The 23,820-nt window shown below is 57.1% G+C and carries 17 protein-coding genes; 12 read left to right on the top strand and 5 right to left on the bottom strand.

What is annotated here, in order from left to right; all coding sequences use genetic code 11:
* Positions 1-22: 22 nt before the first annotated feature.
* From QOT07_RS20170 to mutH, 4 genes are all read right to left on the bottom strand, one after another.
* A complete protein-coding gene (locus tag QOT07_RS20170) occupies positions 23-1,063 on the bottom strand; it encodes an NADP(H)-dependent aldo-keto reductase (protein ID WP_012146531.1) in 1,041 nt (346 codons plus the stop codon).
* A 188-nt stretch (positions 1,064-1,251) separates the two neighbouring features.
* Positions 1,252-1,470 carry a YgdI/YgdR family lipoprotein gene (locus QOT07_RS20165; protein ID WP_099063784.1) on the bottom strand — a complete coding sequence of 73 codons (219 nt, stop codon included), beginning with the start codon at positions 1,468-1,470 and terminating at the stop codon, positions 1,252-1,254.
* Positions 1,471-1,641: 171 nt separating this feature from the next.
* Positions 1,642-2,358 carry a TerC family protein gene (locus tag QOT07_RS20160; protein WP_099063783.1) on the bottom strand — a complete coding sequence of 239 codons (717 nt, stop codon included), beginning with the start codon at positions 2,356-2,358 and terminating at the stop codon, positions 1,642-1,644.
* A 95-nt stretch (positions 2,359-2,453) separates the two neighbouring features.
* The gene (gene mutH, locus QOT07_RS20155) at positions 2,454-3,140 is read right to left on the bottom strand and encodes a DNA mismatch repair endonuclease MutH (RefSeq protein WP_283603806.1); all 687 of its coding nucleotides are present in this window, start codon (positions 3,138-3,140) and stop codon (positions 2,454-2,456) included.
* A 696-nt stretch (positions 3,141-3,836) separates the two neighbouring features.
* On the opposite strand from mutH, the gene rppH reads away from it, so the two are divergent.
* The 12 genes from rppH to recD all read left to right on the top strand — a co-directional run bounded on the left by rppH (position 3,837) and on the right by recD (position 22,437).
* On the top strand, positions 3,837-4,364 hold the full coding sequence (gene rppH, locus QOT07_RS20150) for an RNA pyrophosphohydrolase (protein WP_012146527.1): 528 nt from the start codon (positions 3,837-3,839) through the stop codon (positions 4,362-4,364).
* Positions 4,365-4,376: 12 nt separating this feature from the next.
* Positions 4,377-6,623: a phosphoenolpyruvate--protein phosphotransferase gene (gene ptsP, locus QOT07_RS20145; RefSeq protein ID WP_099063781.1), complete on the top strand. Its 2,247-nt coding sequence runs from the start codon at positions 4,377-4,379 to the stop codon at positions 6,621-6,623.
* A gap of 193 nt (positions 6,624-6,816) precedes the next feature.
* Entirely contained in the window at positions 6,817-7,689 is an 873-nt protein-coding gene (lgt, locus tag QOT07_RS20140; RefSeq protein WP_085118585.1) for a prolipoprotein diacylglyceryl transferase, read from the top strand.
* A 7-nt stretch (positions 7,690-7,696) separates the two neighbouring features.
* Positions 7,697-8,491: a thymidylate synthase gene (gene thyA / locus QOT07_RS20135; RefSeq protein WP_085118584.1), complete on the top strand. Its 795-nt coding sequence runs from the start codon at positions 7,697-7,699 to the stop codon at positions 8,489-8,491.
* A 198-nt stretch (positions 8,492-8,689) separates the two neighbouring features.
* Entirely contained in the window at positions 8,690-9,196 is a 507-nt protein-coding gene (locus tag QOT07_RS20130; RefSeq protein ID WP_283603805.1) for a prepilin peptidase-dependent protein, read from the top strand.
* On the top strand, positions 9,184-9,762 hold the full coding sequence (locus tag QOT07_RS20125) for a prepilin peptidase-dependent protein (protein ID WP_261428279.1): 579 nt from the start codon (positions 9,184-9,186) through the stop codon (positions 9,760-9,762). Before QOT07_RS20130 ends, QOT07_RS20125 begins: the two co-directional genes overlap by 13 nt.
* Positions 9,759-10,205 carry a YgdB family protein gene (locus QOT07_RS20120; RefSeq protein WP_099064987.1) on the top strand — a complete coding sequence of 149 codons (447 nt, stop codon included), beginning with the start codon at positions 9,759-9,761 and terminating at the stop codon, positions 10,203-10,205. The genes QOT07_RS20125 and QOT07_RS20120 overlap by 4 nt, the downstream gene beginning before the upstream one ends.
* The gene (locus QOT07_RS20115) at positions 10,195-10,569 is read left to right on the top strand and encodes a prepilin-type N-terminal cleavage/methylation domain-containing protein (protein ID WP_275880994.1); all 375 of its coding nucleotides are present in this window, start codon (positions 10,195-10,197) and stop codon (positions 10,567-10,569) included. The genes QOT07_RS20120 and QOT07_RS20115 overlap by 11 nt, the downstream gene beginning before the upstream one ends.
* A gap of 33 nt (positions 10,570-10,602) precedes the next feature.
* Positions 10,603-13,974 carry an exodeoxyribonuclease V subunit gamma gene (gene recC, locus QOT07_RS20110; protein ID WP_283603804.1) on the top strand — a complete coding sequence of 1,124 codons (3,372 nt, stop codon included), beginning with the start codon at positions 10,603-10,605 and terminating at the stop codon, positions 13,972-13,974.
* 179 nt (positions 13,975-14,153) lie between these two features.
* Positions 14,154-17,042, top strand: coding sequence for a pitrilysin (gene ptrA / locus QOT07_RS20105; protein ID WP_283604399.1), 2,889 nt, complete (start codon positions 14,154-14,156; stop codon positions 17,040-17,042).
* Positions 17,039-20,590 carry an exodeoxyribonuclease V subunit beta gene (gene recB, locus QOT07_RS20100; RefSeq protein ID WP_283603803.1) on the top strand — a complete coding sequence of 1,184 codons (3,552 nt, stop codon included), beginning with the start codon at positions 17,039-17,041 and terminating at the stop codon, positions 20,588-20,590. Before ptrA ends, recB begins: the two co-directional genes overlap by 4 nt.
* Complete coding sequence (gene recD, locus QOT07_RS20095; protein ID WP_262262058.1) at positions 20,587-22,437, top strand: exodeoxyribonuclease V subunit alpha; 1,851 nt, start codon at positions 20,587-20,589, stop codon at positions 22,435-22,437. The genes recB and recD overlap by 4 nt, the downstream gene beginning before the upstream one ends.
* Before the next feature lie 42 nt (positions 22,438-22,479).
* Here the strand turns inward: recD and argA are convergent, their stop codons facing one another.
* The gene (argA, locus tag QOT07_RS20090) at positions 22,480-23,805 is read right to left on the bottom strand and encodes an amino-acid N-acetyltransferase (RefSeq protein WP_099065014.1); all 1,326 of its coding nucleotides are present in this window, start codon (positions 23,803-23,805) and stop codon (positions 22,480-22,482) included.
* Positions 23,806-23,820 lie beyond the last annotated feature (15 nt).

Here is a 23,820-nt window from a genome sequence, read left to right as displayed (position 1 = left end):
GCGATCAGGCGCCCCATCTTGTTTATGGCGCAGGAATGGTAAAGCGGGTATGGATCTCTTCCAGCCCCTGCAACACATCTTCATTCAACACCACGTCGAAACTGTCGATGTTGGTTTTCAGTTGTTCCAGCGTGGTCGCGCCCAGCAGGGTACTGGCAACGAAGGGTTGTTGGCGCACAAAGGCCAGCGCCATCTGCGAAGGATCCAGCCCGTGCTTTTTGGCTAACGCGACATACTCGGCAATCGCCAACTGCGTTTGTGGCGCAGAGTAGCGGTTAAAGCGCGTGAATAACGTGTTGCGCGCACCGGCCGGTTTTGCGCCGTTCAGATACTTGCCGCTCAGGGTACCGAACGCCAGGCTGGAATAGGCCAGCAGTTCGACGCCTTCGTGCTGGCTGATCTCTGCCAGGGCAATCTCAAAACTGCGGTTCAGCAAGCTGTAGGGATTCTGAATTGAGACGATGCGCGGCAACTCGTGCTTTTCAGCCAGTTGCAGGTAACGCATCACGCCCCATGGCGTTTCGTTAGACACCCCGATATAACGGATTTTACCGGCACGCACCTGTTCGGTCAGCGCCTCCAACGTTTCCAGCAGGGTGACGGTGGCTTTATCATCGGTGTATTGATAATTGAGCTTGCCGAAGTAGTTGGTCGGACGCTGTGGCCAGTGCAGTTGGTAGAGATCGAGATAATCGGTGTTGAGTCGTTTCAGGCTGGCGTCCAGCGCGACACGGATATTTTTGCGATCCAGCGCCTGCTGTGGGCGGATGCTGCTGTCGGTGCCACGCACCGGCCCGGCAATCTTGCTGGCCAGCACTATCTTCTCACGGTTGCCGCGTGCCTTGATCCAACTGCCAATGTATTGCTCGGTCAGCCCCTGGGTTTCAGGACGGGGCGGGACCGGGTACATCTCTGCGGTATCGATCAGGTTGACGCCAGCGGCTAATGCATAGTCGAGTTGCGCATGGGCATCGGCTTCACTGTTCTGTTCGCCAAAGGTCATGGTGCCCAGTCCCAGCACGCTCACTTCTAAAGAACTGTGGGGAATACGGTGGTATTGCATTAACGGCCTTCCTTTCATGTTAGCGCTAACGGGCGGTACCGCCCGGTGAAACAGGAGCCAAATGGCAGGCTGTGGCAAACAACCCGCAAGGCGGTGATATCGCCTTTGCCGACTATAACCAAGCCGGGAAGATGGGGGAAGTGGATTCAGTGCGGGGAAGGCTATCACGCAGGATAGCCGACGGGGGATTAGCGTTCGATAACCTGTGAAACCTGATCGCCGTTGATTTGACGGCTGTTGCCTTTTTCATCTTTGTAGCTGATCAGGCCGGTATCCTGGTCAATCTCCGGTTTGCCCTGGGTCAGGATCATATTGCCGTCTTTGGTCGCCATCACGTAATCGCTGGAACATCCCGCCAACCCGGCGGCGATCACCAACGCAGACACTGCCATTACCCACTTATTCATCCTGCGGATCCTCTGTTATGTATGCAAAAAAGAAGCTTCTTCTTAGATTAGCAAACTCTGTAAGCGCCGTGTTTCGGATAAGTCTTTATCTTTATAGATTAAAGTGACGTTGAAGCAGGGCGGAAGGCGAAAATAATAACGGGAGCGGCTGGCGCGCACTCCCGTGGGGAATTACTCAGAGACGGTTTTTTTCTTGCTGCGCATCAGATTAAGCGCTTCGACCGACATTGAGAAGAACATCGCAAAGTAGATGTAGCCTTTTGGCACATGCACCTGGAAGCTTTCCAGCATCAGGGTGAAGCCCACCAGGATCAGGAACGCCAGCGCCAGCATTTTCACCGAAGGATGGCGGTTAACGAATTCGCCAATAGGGCGGGCGGCAAACATCATGACGCCAACGGCAATCACCACTGCGGCCATCATGATAAACAGATGGTCGGACAGGCCTACTGCGGTAATCACCGAGTCCAGGCTGAAAATGATGTCCAGCAGCATAATCTGCACGATGGCACCGAAGAAGCCGTGCACCTTGGTGTGGTGCTCTTCATCGGAACCTTCGATGGTTTCATGGATCTCTTTACTGGCTTTCCAAATCAGGAACAGCCCACCCAGCAGCAGGATTAGATCGCGCGCCGAGATACTGTGGTCCATGAAGCTAAACAGCGGATGGGTCAGACGGATCACCCAGGCGATAGAGGCCAACAGCCCCAGACGCATTAACATTGCGCCGGCCAGCCCGATGCGGCGAGCCTTGTTCTGCTGTGCTTTCGGCAGCTTGGACACCACCAGCGACAGGAAAATAATGTTATCAATACCCAAAATGATCTCAAGAATGGTCAGCGTACCTAACGCTAACCAGGCATTGGGATCCATAATCCACTCGAACATTGGCAAACCACACCTTAATAAAAAGCAAAGGCTGAATTATACGCGTTTATTGATACAGCGACACTGTTAGCTAAACGCGACCTAAACAAAAGGGATCAGATAAAGAAATGTCTTGCCAATAATGCGCCGGTGAAGCTTTTTTTCAGGTAGAACCCGCGAGGCAATGTGAGGATCGGCTGACCCTGTTCGCCGATAGCTTCGGTCAGGGCCTTACTGTTGGCCGCCTTGGGACGCAGTTGCAAAACTTCACCGTGGCGGGCAGTGATCCGCTCGACATGACCAAGCACAATCAAATCCATTAGTTCTTCCCAGTCGCGGCGCAACATTTCTTCCTCTGCGGCGTTCGGGCTCCACAACAGCGGTGAACCGATACGTCGCTGTGCCAGCGGGATTTGCCGCTCGCCTTCCACCGGGATCCACAACACCCGCGCCAGCTTATGGCGCACATGGCTGCTGGCCCAGGTTACGCCGCTGTTGCCGGTTAAGGGCGCCACGCAGACGAAGGTGGTTTCCAGCGGTCTGCCGGCGGCGTCTATCGGGATGGTTTTCAGTTCGATGCCCAACTCGGGGAAATCCTGCTCCGGCTTGCTGCCCGCCATGGCACCCAGATAATGCTCCAGCAGCATGCCAACCCAGCCTTTATCCCGTTTGAGGTCTTTGGGGATAGCCAACTGTGCACGTTCGGCCAGTTCACCCAGATGGCAGCCGGCAAGCTGCTGCGCCCGTTCAAACAGCTCTTGTTCGTTTTCTGGAGGAAGGGGCAAAGGAGATAAAAACGCCATAATACCAGCCTGTTAGATTTGGTTGAAAAACGTACTGTATTTGTCCACAGAGAACCTTGGCGGGAAAGTACTGGGGAAAAGAATAATAGTAGCATGATTTTTCATGACTTTTTTTCTCACAGCCGGCAGAGGAAAAATTCCGGGCGACGCTTGTGCACCTGAAGCCACCGACAATAAACAGGATCTTACACCTATTTATCCACAGATTTATGGGATAACCCAAATTTTTACCGATCACTGGTTCGATTTACAGCCTTGACGCAGGCACTTTTTTGCGAAATTGTCCGTTTTGTGCGTAACTCATACGGATAATCTGTGGATAAAAACGACGTTGGTGGATCTTTCACCAGGGTAAGATCCTAAACGGACATAGATCACATTTTTGCTCTGTATAGGGCTGTTGATAATTATGTATCTTTATGTTTTTAAACGATTAATGTGATTTTTATTTTTATGGGGTTTTTAGGCTCACCAGAGTTTTACCGGCTTATCCCTTGAGTTCTTCACACACCTATCCACAGAAAAAGTGAATAAAACCGCGTGTAAATCGTCTCGCATGTTTATAACTTTGCCATTATCTGTGAGTTATCCCAATGTTATCCGGTCTGCAGCGCCGCAAAGCAGTGGTTTACCGCCTGTAGCTTGTGTGAAACAATCAGGGTATCTATGCGAATTTAAGCTTATCGAGGTAGTCCGGTGATCGATGATGATGGCTACCGCCCGAATGTTGGTATCGTAATCTGTAATCGTCAGGGGCAAGTCCTGTGGGCTCGCCGTTACGGTCAACACTCCTGGCAGTTTCCCCAAGGTGGGATTAACCCTGGTGAAACCGCAGAACAGGCAATGTACCGTGAGCTGTTCGAAGAAGTGGGGCTGAGTAAAAAGGATGTACGCATCCTGGCCTCAACCCGCAACTGGTTGCGCTATAAATTGCCAAAACGTTTGGTGCGTTGGGACACAAAGCCGGTTTGTATCGGCCAAAAGCAGAAATGGTTTCTGTTGCAGTTAATGTGCAATGACGCTGATATCAATATGCAACGCAGCAGCACACCGGAGTTTGACGGTTGGCGCTGGGTGAGTTTTTGGTATCCGGTGCGCCAGGTGGTGTCGTTCAAACGCGACGTGTACCGCCGGGTGATGAAAGAATTCGCCGTCACCGTGATGCCAATGCAGGAGCAGGCAGCACAGCGGCAGACCCCCGCTTATCGCCGGAAGAGAGGTTAAGTTAAGCCGACTATGCTCACGCGCTTGCGAGAAATTGTTGAGAAGGTGGCCGCGGCGGCCAGCCTGACAGATGCGCTGGATCTTTTGGTCAATGAAACCTGTCTGGCAATGGATACAGAAGTTTGTTCCATCTATCTGGCGGACAACGACCGCCGCTGCTATTACCTGATGGCGACACGCGGGTTAAAAAAACCGCGTGGGCGCGCTATCGCATTGGCCTTTGATGAAGGCATTGTCGGTTTGGTCGGACGCCGTGCGGAGCCGATTAACCTGGCCGACGCGCAGAGCCACCCCAGCTTCAAATACATTCCCCAGGTGAAAGAGGATCGTTTCCGATCCTTCCTCGGCGTGCCGATCATTCATCGTCGCCAACTGCTGGGCGTGCTGGTGGTACAGCAGCGTGAGCTGCGTCAGTTTGACGAAAGCGAAGAATCCTTCATGGTGACCCTGGCCACGCAAATGGCCGGGATCCTCTCGCAGTCACAGCTTAACGCCATTTTCGGACAGTATCGTCAAACGCGCATTCGCGCACTGGCGGCCTCCCCAGGCGTTGCGGTGGCCGAAGGCTGGCAGGACAGCAGCCAGCCGTCACTCGATCAAGTTTACGAGGCTTCGACGCTCGATACGGCCAGCGAGCGGGAACGCCTGACTCAGGCGCTGGAAGAAGCCGGCGCGGAATTCCGCCGTTTCAGCAAGCGCTTTGCCGCCAGCTCGCAAAAAGAGAGCGCGGCGATCTTCGATCTCTACTCTCACCTGTTGAACGACGCGCGCCTCAAGCGCGAACTGTTTGCCGAAATTGATGCCGGTTCCGTGGCGGAATGGGCGGTTAAACAGGTGATCGAAGTCTTTGCGGCCCAGTTTGCCAGCCTGCAAGACACCTATATGCGTGAGCGCGCCAGCGATCTGCGTGCGCTTGGTCAGCGTCTGTTGTTCCACCTCGATGACACCACCCAGGGCGCTACCCAGTGGCCGGCGCGTTTTGTGCTGGTGGCCGATGAACTGACCGCGACCCTGCTGGCAGAAATGCCACAGGACAGGCTGGTCGGCGTGGTGGTGCGCGACGGTGCCGCCAACTCCCATGCCGCCATCCTGGTGCGGGCGATGGGGGTGCCGACGGTGATGGGGGCGGATATCCAGCCTGCGCTGCTCAGCCAGCGGCTGCTGATCGTCGACGGTTATCGCGGCGAACTGCTGGTCGATCCCGAACCGGTGCTGGTGCAGGAATACCAACGGCTGATCAGCGAAGAGCTGGAGTTAAGCAAGCTGGCCGAAGACGACGTTGAGCAACCGGCCCAACTCAAAAGCGGCGAGCGCGTCCAGGTAATGCTTAACGCCGGCCTCAGCCCGGAACATGAAAAACTGCTGGGCGGGCGGGTTGACGGTGTGGGTCTGTACCGTACCGAGATCCCTTTTATGCTGCAGAGCGGCTTCCCTTCCGAAGAGGAACAGGTCGCCCAGTATCAGGGCATGCTGCAACTGTACCCGAACAAGCCCGTGACGCTGCGCACGCTGGATATTGGCGCCGATAAGCAACTGCCTTATATGCCGATCAGCGAAGAAAACCCCTGTCTGGGTTGGCGTGGTATTCGTATTACCCTGGATCAGCCGGAGATCTTCCTGATCCAGGTGCGTGCCATGCTGCGTGCCAATGCCGGTACCGGCAATCTGGGCATACTGCTGCCGATGATCACCAGCCTGGAAGAGATCGACGAGGCCCGACGCTTGATCGACCGCGCAGGGCGGGAAGTGGAAGAGGTACTGGGATATGAAATCCCAAAACCCAAATTAGGCATCATGCTGGAAGTGCCCTCGATGATCTTCATGATCCCGCATCTGGCCGGGCGCGTTGAGTTTATCTCGGTAGGCACCAACGACCTGACCCAATACCTGTTGGCGGTGGATCGCAACAATACCCGGGTGGCGTCGCTGTACGACAGCCTGCATCCCTCCATGCTGCAGGTGCTTAAGCTGATCGCCGTGCAGGCCAGGGCGGTTGGGTTGCAGGTAAGCCTGTGTGGGGAACTGGCCGGTGACCCGATGGGCGCGCTGCTGCTGGTGGGAATGGGTTACCGTAATCTGAGCATGAACGGACGTAGCGTGGCGCGCATTAAATATCTGCTGCGGCATATTGAGCTATCCGACGCCGAAGTGCTGGTGCAGCGGGTGCTGAATGCCCAAATGACCACCGAAGTGCGTCATCAGGTAGCGGCATTTATGGAACGGCGCGGCATGGGTGGTTTGATCCGCGGCGGTAAGTAAGGCCGTGGGCTGACTGATTTTTTTACAGAACTTTTCCCTGCAGGCCAGTCCGGAGGCGGTTAAGCTTATGCTATTATCCGCCTCCTCAACTGCGCTGAAAGCAACGGAAAAATAATGCTCCTGCTGTGTTTCACCGCGTTTGGCACCTGCCGCCCCCGGATGGGGAAGAATAATAGACTTGTTGTGGTGATAGATGACCAATAGCTATCTGGCGTTTCCTAAATTTGATCCGGTGATTTTCTCTATCGGCCCGGTCTCTCTGCATTGGTACGGTCTGATGTACCTGGTTGGCTTCGTTTTTGCCATGTGGTTGGCGGTACGCCGGGCTAACAAACCGGGCAGCGGCTGGACCAAGGATGAAGTAGAGAACCTGCTGTATGCCGGTTTCCTCGGTGTGTTCGTCGGTGGCCGCGTGGGCTATGTGCTGTTCTACAACCTGCCGCTGTTCATGGATAACCCGCTGTATCTGTTCAAAGTCTGGGATGGCGGCATGTCATTCCACGGCGGTCTGATGGGGGTGATCCTGGTGATGTTCTGGTTCGCTCGCCGCACCAAACGCACCTTCTTCCAGGTTTCTGATTTTATTGCCCCGCTGATCCCCTTCGGCCTGGGTGCCGGCCGTTTGGGCAACTTTATCAACGGTGAGCTCTGGGGCCGTGTGACTACCGATACCCCATGGGCGATGCTGTTCCCAAGCTCCCGTCCGGAAGACGTGGCGCTGGCTGCCGCCGATCCGCAACTGCTGCCTATCCTGAACCAATACGGCGTGTTGCCGCGTCACCCGTCCCAGCTGTATGAACTGCTGTTGGAAGGCGTGGTGCTGTTTATCATTCTGAACCTGTTTATCCGCAAACCGCGGCCGATGGGGGCCGTTTCCGGCCTGTTCCTGATTGGCTACGGCGCATTCCGTATTATCGTCGAAGCTTTCCGCCAGCCGGATGCCCAGCTTGGCCTGTTTGACGGCGTCATCAGCATGGGGCAGATCCTGTCCGTCCCTATGGTGGTGGCCGGTATTATTATGATGATTTGGGCGTATCGTCGTCGTCCGCAGCAACAACTGTCGTGAGGAACAAATGAAACAGTATCTGGATTTGATGAACAAAGTGCTCGCCGAGGGCACCCCTAAAGCCGACCGTACCGGCACTGGCACCTTGTCGATATTCGGCCACCAGATGCGTTTCAATTTGCAGGAAGGATTCCCGCTGGTCACTACCAAGAAGTGTCATTTGCGTTCGATTATCCATGAACTGCTGTGGTTCCTGAATGGTGACACCAACGTGGCTTATCTGCGGGAAAACAACGTCAGCATCTGGGACGAATGGGCGGATGAAAATGGCAGCCTTGGCCCCGTCTATGGCAAGCAGTGGCGTGCCTGGGGGACGGCGGATGGTCGTCAGATCGACCAGTTGACCACCGTGCTGAACCAACTGAAACAGGATCCGGATTCGCGCCGTATTATCGTTTCCGCCTGGAACGTGGGTGAGCTGGATCAGATGGCGCTGGCACCTTGCCACGCGTTCTTCCAGTTCTATGTGGCAGACGGCAAATTGTCTTGCCAACTGTACCAGCGCTCCTGCGATGTGTTCCTTGGTCTGCCGTTCAATATCGCCAGTTACGCGCTGCTGGTACATATGATGGCGCAGCAATGCGACCTGGAAGTGGGTGATTTCGTCTGGACCGGCGGTGACACTCATCTGTACAGCAACCATATGGAACAAACCCAGCTGCAGCTGACCCGCGAACCGCGTGCATTACCGAAGTTGGTGATCAAGCGCAAGCCGGCATCGTTGTTCGATTACCGTTTCGAAGACTTTGAAATCGAAGGTTATGATCCGCACCCGGCCATCAAGGCACCGGTTGCCATCTGATTTTTACCCGATGATTGATCCCCAAGGGCGCACAGGTTGCGCCCTTGGTTTTTTCTGCCGATCCACCTCCGCTGTTTCTGCGCTCTGCTTCGCATTTAATTGGGCTTCCCCGTCAGTTTCATAGAAAGGTTGCGCAGCGCGCTTCAGGCCAGGTAACGCCTTCTTTATCCTGCTGTGCCTCTGGTTACACTGGCCGGCATGAGCGACAAGATGATTTTCAACATTGAGGGCCAGCGCGGCATGACGCTGATTGAGCTGCTGGTGGTGATTACCCTGGCGGGCCTGCTGACCGGTTGGGGCGTTAGCCACTGGCGTCATTATCAACAGGCTTTGCGACTGGAGCATACCGCGCAGCAGCTGCTGGCCTTTCTCACCCGGTTACAGGCGGACGCCAACTGGCGTAATCGCACGGCGCTGCTGGGGTTTAAAACCGGCGATCCCTGGTGCATCGGCAGCGGTCAAGCGCCGGTGGATTGTGCAGCGCTCGGCGATGATGTGTTCCGTCCTGACTATCGGGACGTGCAACTGGCGGGGTTTACCCAAAAAGATATCGGGTTTTATGGCCTGCGTAACAATGCCCAGGCCGGGCATATTTTGCTCAGGAATGGTGCCGGCAGCCTGCGCCTGGTGCTGTCAGCCAAGGGGCGGCTACGGTTATGCAGCCAAGACGTGAGCCTGGGGGGGATTGCGGCATGTCAGCCCTAGAACGCGGTTTTACGTTGCCGGAGGTGATGCTGGCACTGACCTTTGGCAGCCTGATTGCGTTGGCTGCGGCAAAAATTTATCCGGTGTTGCGTCAGCACAGTGTCGATGTCGGTCGGCATTATCGGCTGGAATCGGTGCTGCGGCAGTTAGCCTTTGGCATTGAGAAGGATCTGCGCCGCGCCGGTTTCTGTGCAGGCCAGTGCCAGGGGCAGCCCTTGTTGATCGGTCGTGCAGCCGGGGAGGCGGCGGGCAGCTGCGTGATAGTTGCCTATGACATCACCCGCAGTGGACGCTGGGAAACTCTCGGTGCCGACGCCGGCTACTTCGGATACCGGTTACGGCAAGGCATGCTGGAGGGGCAGCGAGGCGTAAGTCACTGCCGTGGCACCGGCTGGGAGCGTCTGCTCGATAACGACGAAGTACGCATTGAAACCTTCAGCATCAAGGTGAATGCGGGCGACAGCGGTAAAAACTGGGTGACGCTGGCCCTGAGTGGCCGTTCAAAAGCGGATAAAGGGATACGGCGCAGTCTGCAGTGGGCGGTTAACATGGCCTCGCTGCCATGAAGGCTGGCGGGCAGCGGGGAGGCAGCACTCTGGCGGCAGTGATGATGTTGCTGGTGATGGGGTTGATGCTGTTGAATGCCCAGCACCGCCAACTGGACAGTGCTCTGCTGCTGGCCGCCGACGAGAAGCGTTATCTACAGGCTTATAATCAGGCCGCTTCGGCGCTCAGTTGGGGCGTGGTGCAGTCCTGGCCGCGTGGGCGGTTAGCCACTAACGACTGGTGGTGTCAGCAAACCGGTGAGCTGCGCGCCTGTGCAAAATTATCCTCTCAGGCGGGCATTGTGCTGGTCCGTGGTGATGCGCAGGTCAGTCGTGGGGAACCGTTGCGGTTATACCAACGAACCCAACCTGAAGGCACCGGGGGTGACATCGGGCTGAGGGTGGAAACCGGCGGCTGGCTGGATTTTTGCCCTGAAAAAAAGCAGGTGGACTGTGCGGAGTAACCTGCGCAGTGCGTCCGGTGCAGCGTTATGGCGCCAACGGGGTTTCAGCCTGCCGGAGGTACTGATCGCCGCGTTGCTGTTCGCGGTGTCGCTGCTGGGATTGTTACAGTATCATCAGGTGCTGTTGCAGTCGTTCCAGCGTCAGTGGCAGTATCGACAGGCCTGGTCGTTGGCGCATCAGCAATTGGAAGTTTTCGCCGCTAGTGGGCGCGTGGACGTCGGGCTGCCGCTACCGGGCCCCGGTTGGCAACGTGAGACAGGGCTAAGTACCCCGCAAGCCGCCTGCCAACGGCTGACGGTAAGAATAAAAACGCCCCAGCGACAGTGGGCGGAACTCAGTCGTTGGTACTGCATGCGCCAGTGATCCGGCAGATATTTTGTTTTAAGGGAGCTCCCAATGTTTAGGGTTTATCATTCCAATCAGTTGGATTTGCTGAAAACGTTAACCAGCGCGTTGATAGCCAGAGAGCCATTGGCCGATCCTTTTCAACCGGAAGTGGTGCTGGTACAGAGCCCTGGTATGGCGCAGTGGTTACAGATGCAACTGGCAGAACAATTTGGCATTGCCGCCAACATTGCTTTCCCATTGCCGGCCACCTTCATCTGGGACATGTTCACCCGGGTGTTACCGGGGATCCCGAAAGAGAGCGCCTTCAGCAAAGACGCCATGACCTGGAAGTTGATGTGGCTGTTGCCCGATCTGCTCACCCAACCTGAATTTGCCCCGCTGCAGCATTACCTCACCGACGACGGCGACAAGCGTAAAATCCACCAGCTTGCCGGTCGGGTGGCTGACCTGTTTGACCAATATCTGGTGTATCGCCCGCAATGGCTGGAAAGCTGGCAGCAGGGTGAGCCTGTTGATGGGCTGGCGGAGGCACAGCAATGGCAAGCGCCGTTATGGGCGCGGTTGGTCGAATACACTCAGGAATTGGGGCAGCCTGAATGGCACCGTGCCAACCTGTATCGCCGTTTTATCAGCGCGTTAGAGAAAGCTGAAACCCCGCCGGCGGGGCTGCCACCTCGGGTCTTTATCTGCGGTATCTCGGCGTTGCCCCCGGTGTATCTGGAAGCGTTGCAGGCGCTGGGCAAGCATATTGATATTCATCTGATGTTCACCAACCCGTGCCGCTACTATTGGGGGGACATTCAAAGCCAGTCATTCCTGGCGAAATTGCAAAGCCGTAAGCGACAGCATTATCGCGACAAAACGGAATATTCGTTATTTCGGGATCCTGATAATGCCGCCGGGTTGTTTAACGACGCCGGCGAGCAAGACCTGCCAAATCCGCTGCTGGCTTCATGGGGCAAGCTGGGGCGCGACCACCACTTTTTACTCTCGCAGATCGAATCCTCAGAGGAAGTTTTTGCCTTTGTTGATATCCCTGCGGACAATCTGCTGCATGCTATTCAGCACGATATGCTGGAGCTGAAGAACAGTGCGGTTATCGGTACCACACCGGAAACGCTGGAGAGCAGCGTTACGAAACGTCGGCTTGATCCGGCCGATCGCTCGATTAGCCTGCACGCCTGCCACAGCCCGCAGCGTGAGGTGGAAGTACTGCACGATCAGCTGTTGAGCATGCTGGCGGACGATCCTGAGCTGACGCCACGCGACATCATCGTGATGGTGGCGGATATCGACAGCTATACGCCTTATATTCAGGCGGTATTCGGTAACGCTTCCCCCGAACGTTACCTGCCGTTTGCCATCTCTGACCGCAAGGCGAGCCAGGCTCACCCGGCGCTACAGGCGTTTATCTCATTACTGGATCTGCCGCAGAGCCGCTTTACCTCAGAGCAGGTGCTGGCCTTGCTGGAGGTTCCGGCGCTGGCCGCGCGGTTCTCCATTCGGGAGGAAGGGTTGCGCCTGTTGCGCCACTGGGTCGGCGAGTCCGGCGTGCGTTGGGGGTTGGATGACGACAACGTACGTGAACTGGATCTGCCCGCTACCGGCCAGCACACCTGGCAATTCGGTATTACACGCATGCTGCTGGGTTACGCCATGGACAGCAATGTCGGCGACTGGCAGGGCGTTTTACCCTATGACGAGTCGAGCGGGCTGGTAGCCGAACTGGCCGGGCAACTGGCGGAACTGCTGGCGGCGCTGAGCCGCTGGCGACAACGGTTGGGGCAGGCGCGTTGTTTGCCGGAGTGGCAGCCACTGTGCCGCCAACTGCTGGAAACCTTTTTTGAACAGGACGGCGAAACGGAAGTGGTGTTGGCGCTGATAGAACAGCAGTGGAACAAGCTGTTCGAATTTGGGCTGGCGGCACGCTATCCCGACGAGGTGCCGCTGTCTATCCTGCGGGATGAACTGGCGGCACGTCTCGATCAGGAACGCATCAGCCAACGTTTCCTGGCCGGACAAATCAACTTCTGTACGCTGATGCCCATGCGTTCCATCCCGTTTAAAGTGGTCTGCCTGCTGGGCATGAACGACGGAGTTTATCCGCGCACCTTGCCACCGCTAGGCTTTGATTTGATGGCGCAACAGGTGAAACGTGGTGACCGCAGTCGCCGTGATGATGACCGCTACCTGTTCCTCGAGGCGATCCTGTCGGCGCAACAACGGTTGTATATCAGCTTTATTGGCCGCTCCATTCAGGATAACAGCGAGCGTTTTCCTTCGGTGCTGGTGACCGAGCTGCTGGAGTACCTTGAGCAAAGTTATTGTCTGCCGGGCGATGAGTATCTGGACGCCGATGGCAGCGCACAGCAGGTGGGTAAACATTTGCTTAACTGGCATTCACGTATGCCGTTTGCCGCCGAGAATTTCCTGCCCGACACCGAAGAACAAAGCTATGCTGCCGAATGGTTACCTGCCGCCGATCGGCGCGGTGCGGCGCATCCCGCGTTTAATCAGCCCCTGTTGCCGGATGAAAAAACGCAGATCTCGCTGGACGATTTACTGCGGTTCTACCGCCACCCGATCCGCGCCTTCTTCCAACTGCGATTGGGGGTCAGTTTTATCCTGGAAGAAACCGAGCTGCCGGACGAAGAACCCTTCACCCTGGATAATCTCAGTCGCTATCAGTTCAATAGCCAACTGCTGAATACGCTGATTGACGGTGGGGACGCCGCCCGCCTGTTTCAGCGGGTGCGTGCCGCCGGCGGGTTGCCTTTTGGCCCCTTCGGCGAAATATACTGGCAGAAGCAGCAGGAAGAGATGACCGAACTGGCCGAACAGGTACGCGCCGAACGTAGCGAAGGGCACAGCCTGGAACTGGATATCGACATTGCCGGTGTGCGCATCAGCGGCTGGCTACATCAGGTCCAGGACGACGGGCTGCTGCGCTGGCGGCCGTCAACCTTATCGGCAGTCGACGGCATATTGCTGTGGCTGGAACATCTGGTGTACTGCTGCGTCGGTGGCAGCGGAGAAAGCCGTATCTACGGACGTAAAGGGGCCGCCTGGCGTTTTGCCGCGTTAAGTGCGCAAGAAGCCCACGAGCAATTGGCTGAACTGGTGGCCGGCTACCAGCGCGGTCTGTGTCAGCCGTTGCTGCTGCTGAACAAAAGTGGCTGGGCGTGGCTGAGCCAGTGCTATCAGCCGGAGACGCAGCAGATTGACTGGGATGAAGAGGTGCAAATCAAGGCCCGGGCCAAGTTGCTGCAAACCTGGCAGGGCGATCAGCGTATTCCAGGCGAAGGCGAGGATCCCTATGTGCAACGGGTATTCCGCCAGTTGGACAATATTTATTTAGCGCAAATTCTGGCCGAAACAGAGCGTTATCTGTTGCCGGTGGCACGGCATAACCTTGGGTAACAATCCCCCGGTGGTACTGATTGCCCTGAGGTGGTAAAAATAATCAGGGTTATATTCAACTATCGGGGTTAGTCCCGGTCTTACATAACGTACAGGCATATAGCTTTTGTTGTTTTTATGTACGTCGTCAACGTCAGGGATGTGGCGCGACGGCGTCAGAATAGGGGTTCATTTTGGATATGCGCAGACAGTTGGCCCGTATCACCGGGTTAGTATTAGTGGTTATGTTTTGGGCACCGTTGAGCTGGGCCGCACAGGGATGGCAACCGCTGGCGGAGAAGATCAACAAAAGCGATCACGATCCGCGTCAGTATCAGGCGATCAAGTTGGCGAACGGCATGACCGTGCTGTTGGTTTCCGACGCTCAGGCACCGAAATCACTGGCGGCGCTGGCGCTGCCGGTCGGCTCGCTGGAAGATCCGAACAGTCAGCTAGGGTTGGCGCACTACCTGGAGCACATGGTGCTGATGGGATCCAAACGCTACCCGCAGGCGGAGAATCTGGCGGAGTTCCTGAAGAAGCATGGGGGCAGCCATAACGCCAGCACCGCGTCTTATCGCACCGCGTTCTATCTGGAAGTGGAAAACGACGCGTTGGCCCCGGCGGTAGACCGCATGGCGGATGCTATCGCCGAACCGCTGCTGGAGCCGGGCAATGCCGATCGTGAACGTAACGCGGTTAATGCCGAGCTGACGATGGCACGTTCACGCGACGGAATGCGCATGGCGCAGGTCGGGGCAGAAACGCTGAACCCGGCACACCCTAGTGCGCGTTTCTCCGGCGGTAACCTCGATACCTTAAAAGACAAGCCGGGCAGCAAGCTGCACGATGAGCTGACGGCATTCTACCAACGCTATTATTCCGCCAATCTGATGATGGGGGTGCTGTACAGCAACCAGCCATTGCCGGAGCTGGCTGAACTGGCGGCCAAAACTTTTGGCCGGGTGCCGAACCGTGACGCCAGCGTGCCGCCGATCAACGTCCCGGCGGTCACTCCTGAACAGCAGGGCATCATTATTCACTATGTCCCGGCCCAGCCGCGCAAGCAGTTGAAAGTGGAATTCCGCATTGACAATAACAGCGCTGAATTCCGCAGCAAGACCGATACCTACATCAGCTACCTGATTGGCAACCGCAGCCAAAATACCCTGTCTGACTGGCTGCAAAAGCAGGGGTTGGCGGATGCCATCAATGCCGGGGCCGATCCTATGGTGGATCGCAACGGCGGCGTATTCTCAATCAGTGTTTCACTGACCGATAAAGGCCTGGCCAAGCGTGACGAAGTTGTCGCCGCTATCTTTAACTACCTGAAAATGTTGCGCAGCGAAGGCATCAAGCAAAGCTATTTTGATGAGATCTCCCACGTATTGAATCTGGATTTCCGCTATCCGTCGATCACCCGTGATATGGATTACATCGAATGGCTGGTGGATACCATGCTGCGCGTGCCGGTCGAACATACGCTGGACTCGCCTTATCTGGCCGACCGCTATGACGCCAAGGCGATCGCCGAACGTCTGGACGCCATGACGCCACAGAATGCGCGGATCTGGTTCGTCAGCCCGAATGAGCCGCATAACAAAATGGCCTACTTCGTCAATGCGCCTTATCAGGTCGATAAAATCACCCCACAGCGCTTTGAACAGTGGCAGCAACTGGGTAAAGGGATCAGCCTGTCGTTACCCACACTGAACCCGTATATTCCGGATGATTTCAGTCTGACCAAGCCTTCACACGAGTTTAAAAAACCGGAGATGGTGGTCGACCAACCGGGCCTGCGTGTGTTGTATATGCCGAGCCGTTACTTTGCCGATGAGCCTAAGGCTGACGTCACAGTGGCGTTCCGCAATGCAAAAACCATGGATTCTGCACGCAACCAGGTGTTGTTCTCTTTGACTGACTATATGGCAGGGATTTCGCTGGATCAACTGAGCTACCAGGCTTCGGTTGGCGGGCTGAGTTTCTCAACTTCGCCGAACAACGGCCTGGAGTTCAACGCCAACGGCTTTACCCAGCGCTTGCCGCAACTGCTGACTTCCCTGATCGAGGGCTACTCGAGCTTTACGCCGACCGAAGATCAACTGGCGCAGGCCAAGTCCTGGTATCTGGAGCAGTTGGATTCCGCCGAGAAGGGCAAAGCGTTTGAGCTGGCGATCCAGCCGGTGCAGATGGTTTCTCGCGTGCCTTACTCCGAACGTAGTGAACGCCGTGAGGTGCTGAAAACCCTGACGCTGAAAGACGTACTGGCCTATCGCGACAGCCTGTTGGCCGACGCGACGCCGGAGCTGTTGGTGGTGGGGAATATGAGCAAGCAGCAGGTGGATACCCTGGCCTCAACGCTGAAACATCGCCTGGGTTGTACCGGTATTGAATGGTGGCACGGCGAAGACGTTGAAGTGACTAAAAGTCAGCTGGCCAATCTGCAGCGGGCGGGCAGCAGCACCGACTCGGCGCTGGCGGCGGTGTATGTACCGACCGGCTACGACGAAGTGACCGGCATGGCTTACAGCTCGCTGTTGGGCCAGATTATCCAGCCATGGTTCTACAGCCAACTGCGTACTCAGGAACAACTGGGCTACGCGGTGTTTGCTTTCCCAATGTCTGTGGGCCGTCAGTGGGGGATTGGTTTCCTGCTGCAAAGCAACAGCAAGCAGCCGGCCTATCTGTATCAGCGCTACCAGGATTTCTATCCGAAAACCGAGAAACGCCTGCGTGAGATGAAACCGGCGGACTTCGAGCAGTACCAGCAGGCGCTGATCAACGAACTGAAGCAGCGTCCGCAAACCCTGAGCGAAGAGGCCGGCCGTTTCGCCAATGACTTCGATCGCGGTAACTTCTCATTTGATACTCGTCATAAGCTGATTGAGCAGGTCAAGCAGCTGACGCCGACCAAACTGGCGGATTATTTCCATCAGGCGGTGATTAAGCCACAGGGTCTGGCGGTGTTGTCGCAGGTGAGTGGCAGCGGGCAAGAGAAGGCGGATTACGCCGTGCAGCCGGACTGGGTGACTTATCCAAACGCCTCCGCGCTGCAGAAAACTCTGCCGCGTAAAGTGGCGACCCCATGACAGAGACCGCCCCGCAGCGGCTTGACCCGCTAACATTGCCGCTGTTTGGCGAGCGGCTGATAGAAGCGTCGGCGGGGACCGGTAAAACCTTTACCATTGGCGCACTGTATCTGCGCCTGCTGCTTGGCCTGGGTCAGGCAGCGGCCTTTCCCCGGCCGCTGACGGTAGAGGAGATCCTGGTGGTGACCTTTACCGAGGCCGCCACCGAGGAGCTGCGCGGGCGTATCCGTAGCAATATCCATGGATTACGCATTGCCTGCGTGCGCGGCATCAGTAAGAATCCGTTATTTAACGCGTTGATGGCGGAAATTGACGATCTGCCCGATGCCGCCGCACAGCTGCTGGCTGCCGAGCGGCAGATGGATGAAGCAGCAATCTATACCATTCATGGCTTTTGCCAGCGCATGTTGACCCATAATGCCTTCGAGTCCGGCATTCTGTTTGAACAAACGCTGGTGCAGGATGAACTGCCGCTACGCCGTCAGGCCTGTGCGGACTTTTGGCGCCGTCATTGTTATCCGTTACCGCTGGGCGTCGCCCGGGCGGTGAGTCAGGAGTGGAGTGGCCCGGAAGCACTACTGGCGGATCTTTCCGGCTACCTGCACGGCGAAGCACCTATGCTGCGTCGGCCGCCGAAGGATGAAGAAACGGTTCTGATGCGCCATGAGCAGATTGTGGCGCGCATTGACGCCATTAAAGCGCAGTGGCTGGCAGCTGCGGGCGATCTGGAAGCGTTGATCAGCCAGTCCGGCGTTGATAAGCGCAGTTACAGCAGCAAGCATCTGCCCAACTGGCTGCATAAGGTGGGGGAATGGGTGGTGCTGGAAACTCAGGACTATCAACTGCCGAAAGAGCTGGATAAATTCCGCCAGTCGGTACTGCTGGATAAAACCAAAAAAGGCGAGCCGCCACGGCATGCGCTGTTTGTGGCGATCGACGAACTGTTCGATGAACCGCTGACGTTACGTGACTTGATCATGGCGCGGGCGTTGAGCGAGATACGGCTGTCCATTCAGCAGGAGAAGCGTCAGCGCGCCGAACTGGGCTTTGACGATCTGTTAAGCCGACTGGATAGCGCATTGCAGAGTGACGGTGGCGAACGGTTGGCGCAGGCGATCCGCCAGCGTTACCCGGTAGCGATGATCGATGAGTTCCAGGATACCGATCCCCAGCAATACCGCATCTTCCAAAAACTTTATGTCGGCAGGCCGGAATGCGGCCTGCTGCTGATCGGCGACCCCAAGCAGGCGATTTACGCCTTCCGTGGTGCCGACATCTTTACCTATATGCGCGCCCGTTCAGAGGTAAGCGCCCACTATACGCTTGAAACCAACTGGCGCTCGTCCCCGTCGATGGTGGGCAGCGTTAACCATCTGTTTGCTCAGGTGGAAAAACCCTTCCTGTTCGGCCAAATTCCCTTTATTGAGGTAGCCGCCGCCGAGAAAAACCGGGGGTTGGCCTTTGAGCTGCAAAACCAGCCACAGCCGGCGATGCAGTTTTGGCTGCAGCAAGGGGAAGGCGTTGGCGTTAGTGAGTACCAACAATTGATGGCACGCCTGTGCGCCACGCAAATCCGCGACTGGCTCAGTGCCGGGCAAGACCAGCAGGCCTGGCTGGTGGACGGAGAAAAACGGCGGGCAGTAGAGGCGTCAGACATTACCGTACTGGTGCGTAGCCGCAATGAGGCGGCGTTAGTGCGTGATGCCCTGAGTGCGCTGGCCATACCTTCGGTTTATCTATCCAACCGCGACAGCGTATTCGATACGCCAGAGGCCAAAGATCTGCTGTGGCTGCTGCAGGCGGTACTGGCACCGGAGCAGGAACGCACGCTGCGCAGTGCCATGGCGACCGGGCTGATGGGGCTGGATGCACCAACGCTGGACGGATTGAATCAGGATGAGCGCGCCTGGGATGCGCTGGTCAATGAGTTCGACAGATACCGAACGCTCTGGCTGCGCCGCGGTGTGTTGCCGATGCTGCGTGAAGTGATGAATCAGCGCCATCTGGCGGAAAACCTGTTGGCCAGCCTCGGTGGTGAGCGTCGATTAACCGACGTGATGCATTTGGGGGAACTGTTGCAGGAGGCCTCCGCGCAGCTCGACAGCGAACATGCGCTGGTGCGTTGGCTGGCACAGCAGATTTCCCAGCCCAATCGACAGTCCGATAACCAGCAACTGCGGCTGGAAAGCGACCGACATCTGGTGCAGGTGATCACCATCCATAAATCTAAAGGCCTGGAGTTCGATCTGGTGTGGTTGCCGTTCGTCGGCAATTTCCGCCAGCAACAGCAGGTGCTGTACCACGATCGCCAGAGTTTCCAGGCCTTACTGGATCTCAACGCCGATGAACAAAGTCTCGAATGGGCGGAGGAGGAACGGCTGGCAGAAGATCTACGTCTGCTGTATGTCGCGCTGACCCGTTCGGTATACCACTGCAGCATTGGCATTGCGCCGTTGATTCAAGGCACCCGCAAGAAACAGGGGGATACCGATTTACACCGCAGCGCGCTGGGTTATCTGGTGCAGTCCGGTCAGGCGGGCGACGCAGCTTATCTGCAGCAATGCCTGCAACAGCTGGCCGCAGATGGCGTTGCGCTGTCGCTGGTGGAAACCCTGGACGAGCAGCCCTGGCTGCCGCAAACGCCGGCCTTGACCGAGCTGGCGGCGAAGCACTTCTCGCGTCAGGTACAGGATTTTTGGCGGGTGACCAGTTATACCGGCCTGCAACAACATGGCGCGGGCCTGATGCAGGATTTATTGCCACGGCTGGATGTCGATGCCGCCGGCGAGAAAGCCCAGGACAGTGAGCCAGCGCTCACACCGCATACCTTCCCACGGGGGGCCGGTCCGGGGACCTTCCTGCATAGCCTGTTTGAAACACTCGATTTTACCCAACCGCTCGATGAGGCGTGGTTGCTGGAGCAGTTGCAACAGCAAGGGTTTGCCGATCACTGGCAACCGATACTGCTGGCGTGGATGCAGGTGCTGTTGAACACGCCGCTTAATGATACCGGTGTCGTGTTATCGGCGCTGGTACCGCAGCATAAACAGGCCGAGCTGCAGTTTTATCTGCCGATCGGGCAGCTGTTGCAGGCGCATGAGCTGGATAAGCTGGTGAAAAGCTACGATCCCCTTTCTGCTCGCTGCCCTGAATTGGATTTCCAACAGGTGCAGGGGATGCTGAAAGGGTTTATCGACCTGGTATTCTGCTGGCAGGGGAAATACTACCTGCTGGACTACAAATCCAACTGGCTGGGTGAAGACAGCAGTGCCTATACCCAACCGGCGATGGCGCAGGCGATGGCAGAACACCGTTACGACCTGCAATATCAGCTATATACGTTGGCACTGCACCGCTATCTGCGTCATCGGTTGCCGGATTATGATTATCAGCGGCACTTCGGTGGGGTGATTTATCTGTTCCTGCGCGGCGTGGATGCACAGCATCCGGGTAATGGCATTTTCGCCTGCCGCCCGGAGGCGCAATTGGTGGAAGGCATGGACTTGTTATTCAGCGGTGAGGCTCTTGTGGCTGAGGATGAATCATGATCGCGCTACTGGAACAGGCGCAGGCACTCGGCGTGTTGCGCCCGCTGGACTTACAGTTTGCCCGTGTGGTGGCCGGGAGCGACGAGCCGGAGATGCTGCTGGCTGCGGCCTGCCTCAGCGCAGAGGCCGGTGCGGGTCATGTCTGTCTGATGCTGGAACAGCTGCTGCCGGAAAATCTCTTTGACGGGCGTCAGCCGGAGCTGGCACAGGCCGCATGGTTGGCGGCAGGGCAGTTGGATGTGGCCGGTTGGCAGCAGCGTCTGTCGGCCAGTGCGGCGGTGGGCGATGGCAGTACCGCGATGCCGATGGTGTTGCAACAGCAGCGATTGTATCTGCAGCGCATGTGGCAGAACGAGGGTGAGGTTGCCGAGTTTATCAGTAGCGACAGCCTGCCTCAGGCGGTTGAAGAAGCCGAGCTGCGCGCCATTCTCGACCAATTATTTGGCGAAGCGACCGATGAACCCGACTGGCAGAAAATTGCGGCGGCAGTGGCCGCGACGCGACGCATTGCGGTGATTTCTGGTGGGCCGGGCACCGGTAAGACCACCACGGTCGCCAAATTACTGGCGGCGCTGGTGCAGCTTGCCGAGGGGCGCCGTTTACGTATTCAGTTGGCGGCGCCTACCGGCAAAGCGGCGGCGCGTTTAACGGAATCGTTAGGCAGCGCAGGCAAACAACTGGCATTAACCCCGGAGCAGCGAGCGCTGTTCCCCACCGAAGCCTCCACGCTCCATCGCCTGCTGGGCGCTCAGCCCAACAGTCAACGCATGCGTTATCACAGTGGCAACCGACTGCATCTGGATGTTCTGGTGGTCGATGAGGCCTCAATGGTCGACTTGCCAATGATGGCGCGTTTGATTGCCGCCTTGCCCGCTCAGGCGCGGGTGATCTTCCTGGGCGATCGCGATCAGCTGGCTTCGGTAGAGGCTGGGGCGGTACTGGGAGATATCTGCCGCTTTGCCGAGCAAGGTTACAGCGTGGCGCGCGCAGAGCAACTCTCTCGACTGACCGGCTGTCTGTTGCAGGGCGAAAGTGCCCAGGCGGAGGCCGCAGTGCGCGACAGTCTGTGTCTGCTGCGCAAAAGCTATCGCTTTGATGCCAACTCGGGCATTGGCCAACTGGCCTCTGCGGTGAATACCGGTAATGGCAAGCTTGCACTGGCGGCACTCGACGGCCGTTTCAGTGACGTAAGCGGTTATCCGTTGGCGGAAACGCAAGACTATCAGGCGCTGCTGGATGCCTGCGTGACGGGCTATCGTGATTATCTGCAGCAGGTGGTCGCAGGTGCGGACGCGGTGGCGGTGCTGGCGGCGTTTGCTCGTTTCCAGGTGCTGTGTGCGCTGCGAGAGGGGCCCTTCGGTATTGCCGGGTTAAATGAACGCATTGAGACGGGGCTGCAACGCGCCGGTCTGATCCAACGCAAGCCGGGGGCCGCAGGGCGTTGGTATTCTGGCCGTCCGGTGATGATTGGTCGCAATGACAGCGCTCTGGGGCTGTTTAATGGCGATATCGGTATTGCCTTGCGGGATGAGACCGGCGAGCTACGTGTTCACTTCCAACTGCCGGACGGCAGCATTAAGTCGGTGCAGCCGAGCCGTTTACCGGCGCATGAAACCGCTTATGCAATGACGGTGCACAAGTCGCAGGGCTCGGAGTTTGATCACACGGTGCTGGTATTGCCCAATCATTTCCTGCCGGTGCTGACCCGTGAATTGGTGTACACCGCGATCACCCGTGCTCGCAGACAGCTTTCGTTGTATGCCATTGATGCGGTTTTGATGCGAGCCATTCGTACCCCCACCCAGCGTCGCAGCGGGTTGGCGGAGCGGTTGCAGATCACCGCCTGAGTGAGAATGAGCAGGGGCGCAGCATGCTGCGCCCGTAAAGGATTACAAATCTGCCAGCAGAATTTTGGAACGGCGTTGATAGTTGTACAGCGCCTGTTTCTCAACCGGCAGCACGTCGACTTCCGCCGGCGTGAAACCACGCTCCTGGAACCAGTGGATGCTGCGCGTAGTCAGGACGAACAGTTTACGCAGGCCCATCTGGCGCGCCTGGCTCTCCACCCGCTGTAACAGCATTTCCCCCCGTGACGAACTGCGGTAGTCGGGATGAACCGCGACGCAGGCCATCTCGCCGATTTTCTCTTCCGGGAACGGATACAATGCCGCACAGGCGATGGTCAGGTTATCGCGTTCAATAATGGTGAACTTGTCGATCTCCATCTCCAGTTGTTCACGTGAGCGACGCACCAAAATACCCTGTTGCTCGAGCGGGCGGATCAGCTCGAGGATGCCACCGATGTCGTTAATCGTCGCCCGGCGCACCTGTTCAGCGCTCTCCATAACGATCTGGGTGCCGATACCATCGCGTGAGAACAGTTCCTGTACCAGCGCACCGTCTTCCTGATAGCTGATCAGGTGGCTGCGGCGTACACCGCTGCGGCAGGCCTTCACGGCGCCGCGCAGGAAGCGCACGGTGCCAGAGTGGTAGTCGCCGTTCTCTTCCAGTTCTTCAATGCGTTTTTGCGCGTCGTTGGGGAACAGTTCGGAAATGATGGTGCCTTCCTGATTGGTCACCCCCTGGGATGAACAGAAGCCGATCATTTTCTCGGCCTTCAGCTTGACTGCCAACTGAGTCGCCACTTCTTCAGAGGTCAGGTTGAAGCTTTCGCCGGTGACGGAAACGGCAACCGGGCCAATCAGTACGATAGCGTTACTGTCGAGCTGACGGTGGATGGCTTCTTCATCAATACGGCGAATGCGGCCGCTGTGGCAGTAGTCCACACCGTCATCAATACCCAGCGGCTGAGCGATGATAAAGTTACCGCTGACCACGTTGATATGCGCGCCCTGCAGTGGCGTGTTGTTGAGGCTCATTGACAGCCGGGCGGTGATATCCAGTTGCAGCAGACCCGCCGCCTGTTTAACCAATTCCAGCGTATGGGCGTCGGTGACGCGGGTATGCTTGTGATAAATCGGTTCGAGATTATGCTGCGCCAGATTGACGTCGATCTGTGGCCGCGCGCCATAAACCACCACCAAACGGATCCCCAGGCTATGCAGTAGCCCAACATCGTTAACGATGTTGGCAAAGTTCTCATGTTCTATGGCTTCCCCACCCAGCATAACGACAAACGTCTTGCCACGGTGGGCATTGATATAGGGAACTGAGTGACGGAATCCTTGGACCAGCTCTGTACTACGTTCCTTCACGGCCAAACCTCATTT

The sequence above is a fragment of the Serratia proteamaculans genome (genome assembly GCF_949794035.1).
GTDB classification, from domain to species: domain Bacteria; phylum Pseudomonadota; class Gammaproteobacteria; order Enterobacterales; family Enterobacteriaceae; genus Serratia; species Serratia proteamaculans.
Note: the sequence above shows the minus strand (reverse complement) of the source record. Positions and strands in the feature narration are given on the sequence as shown.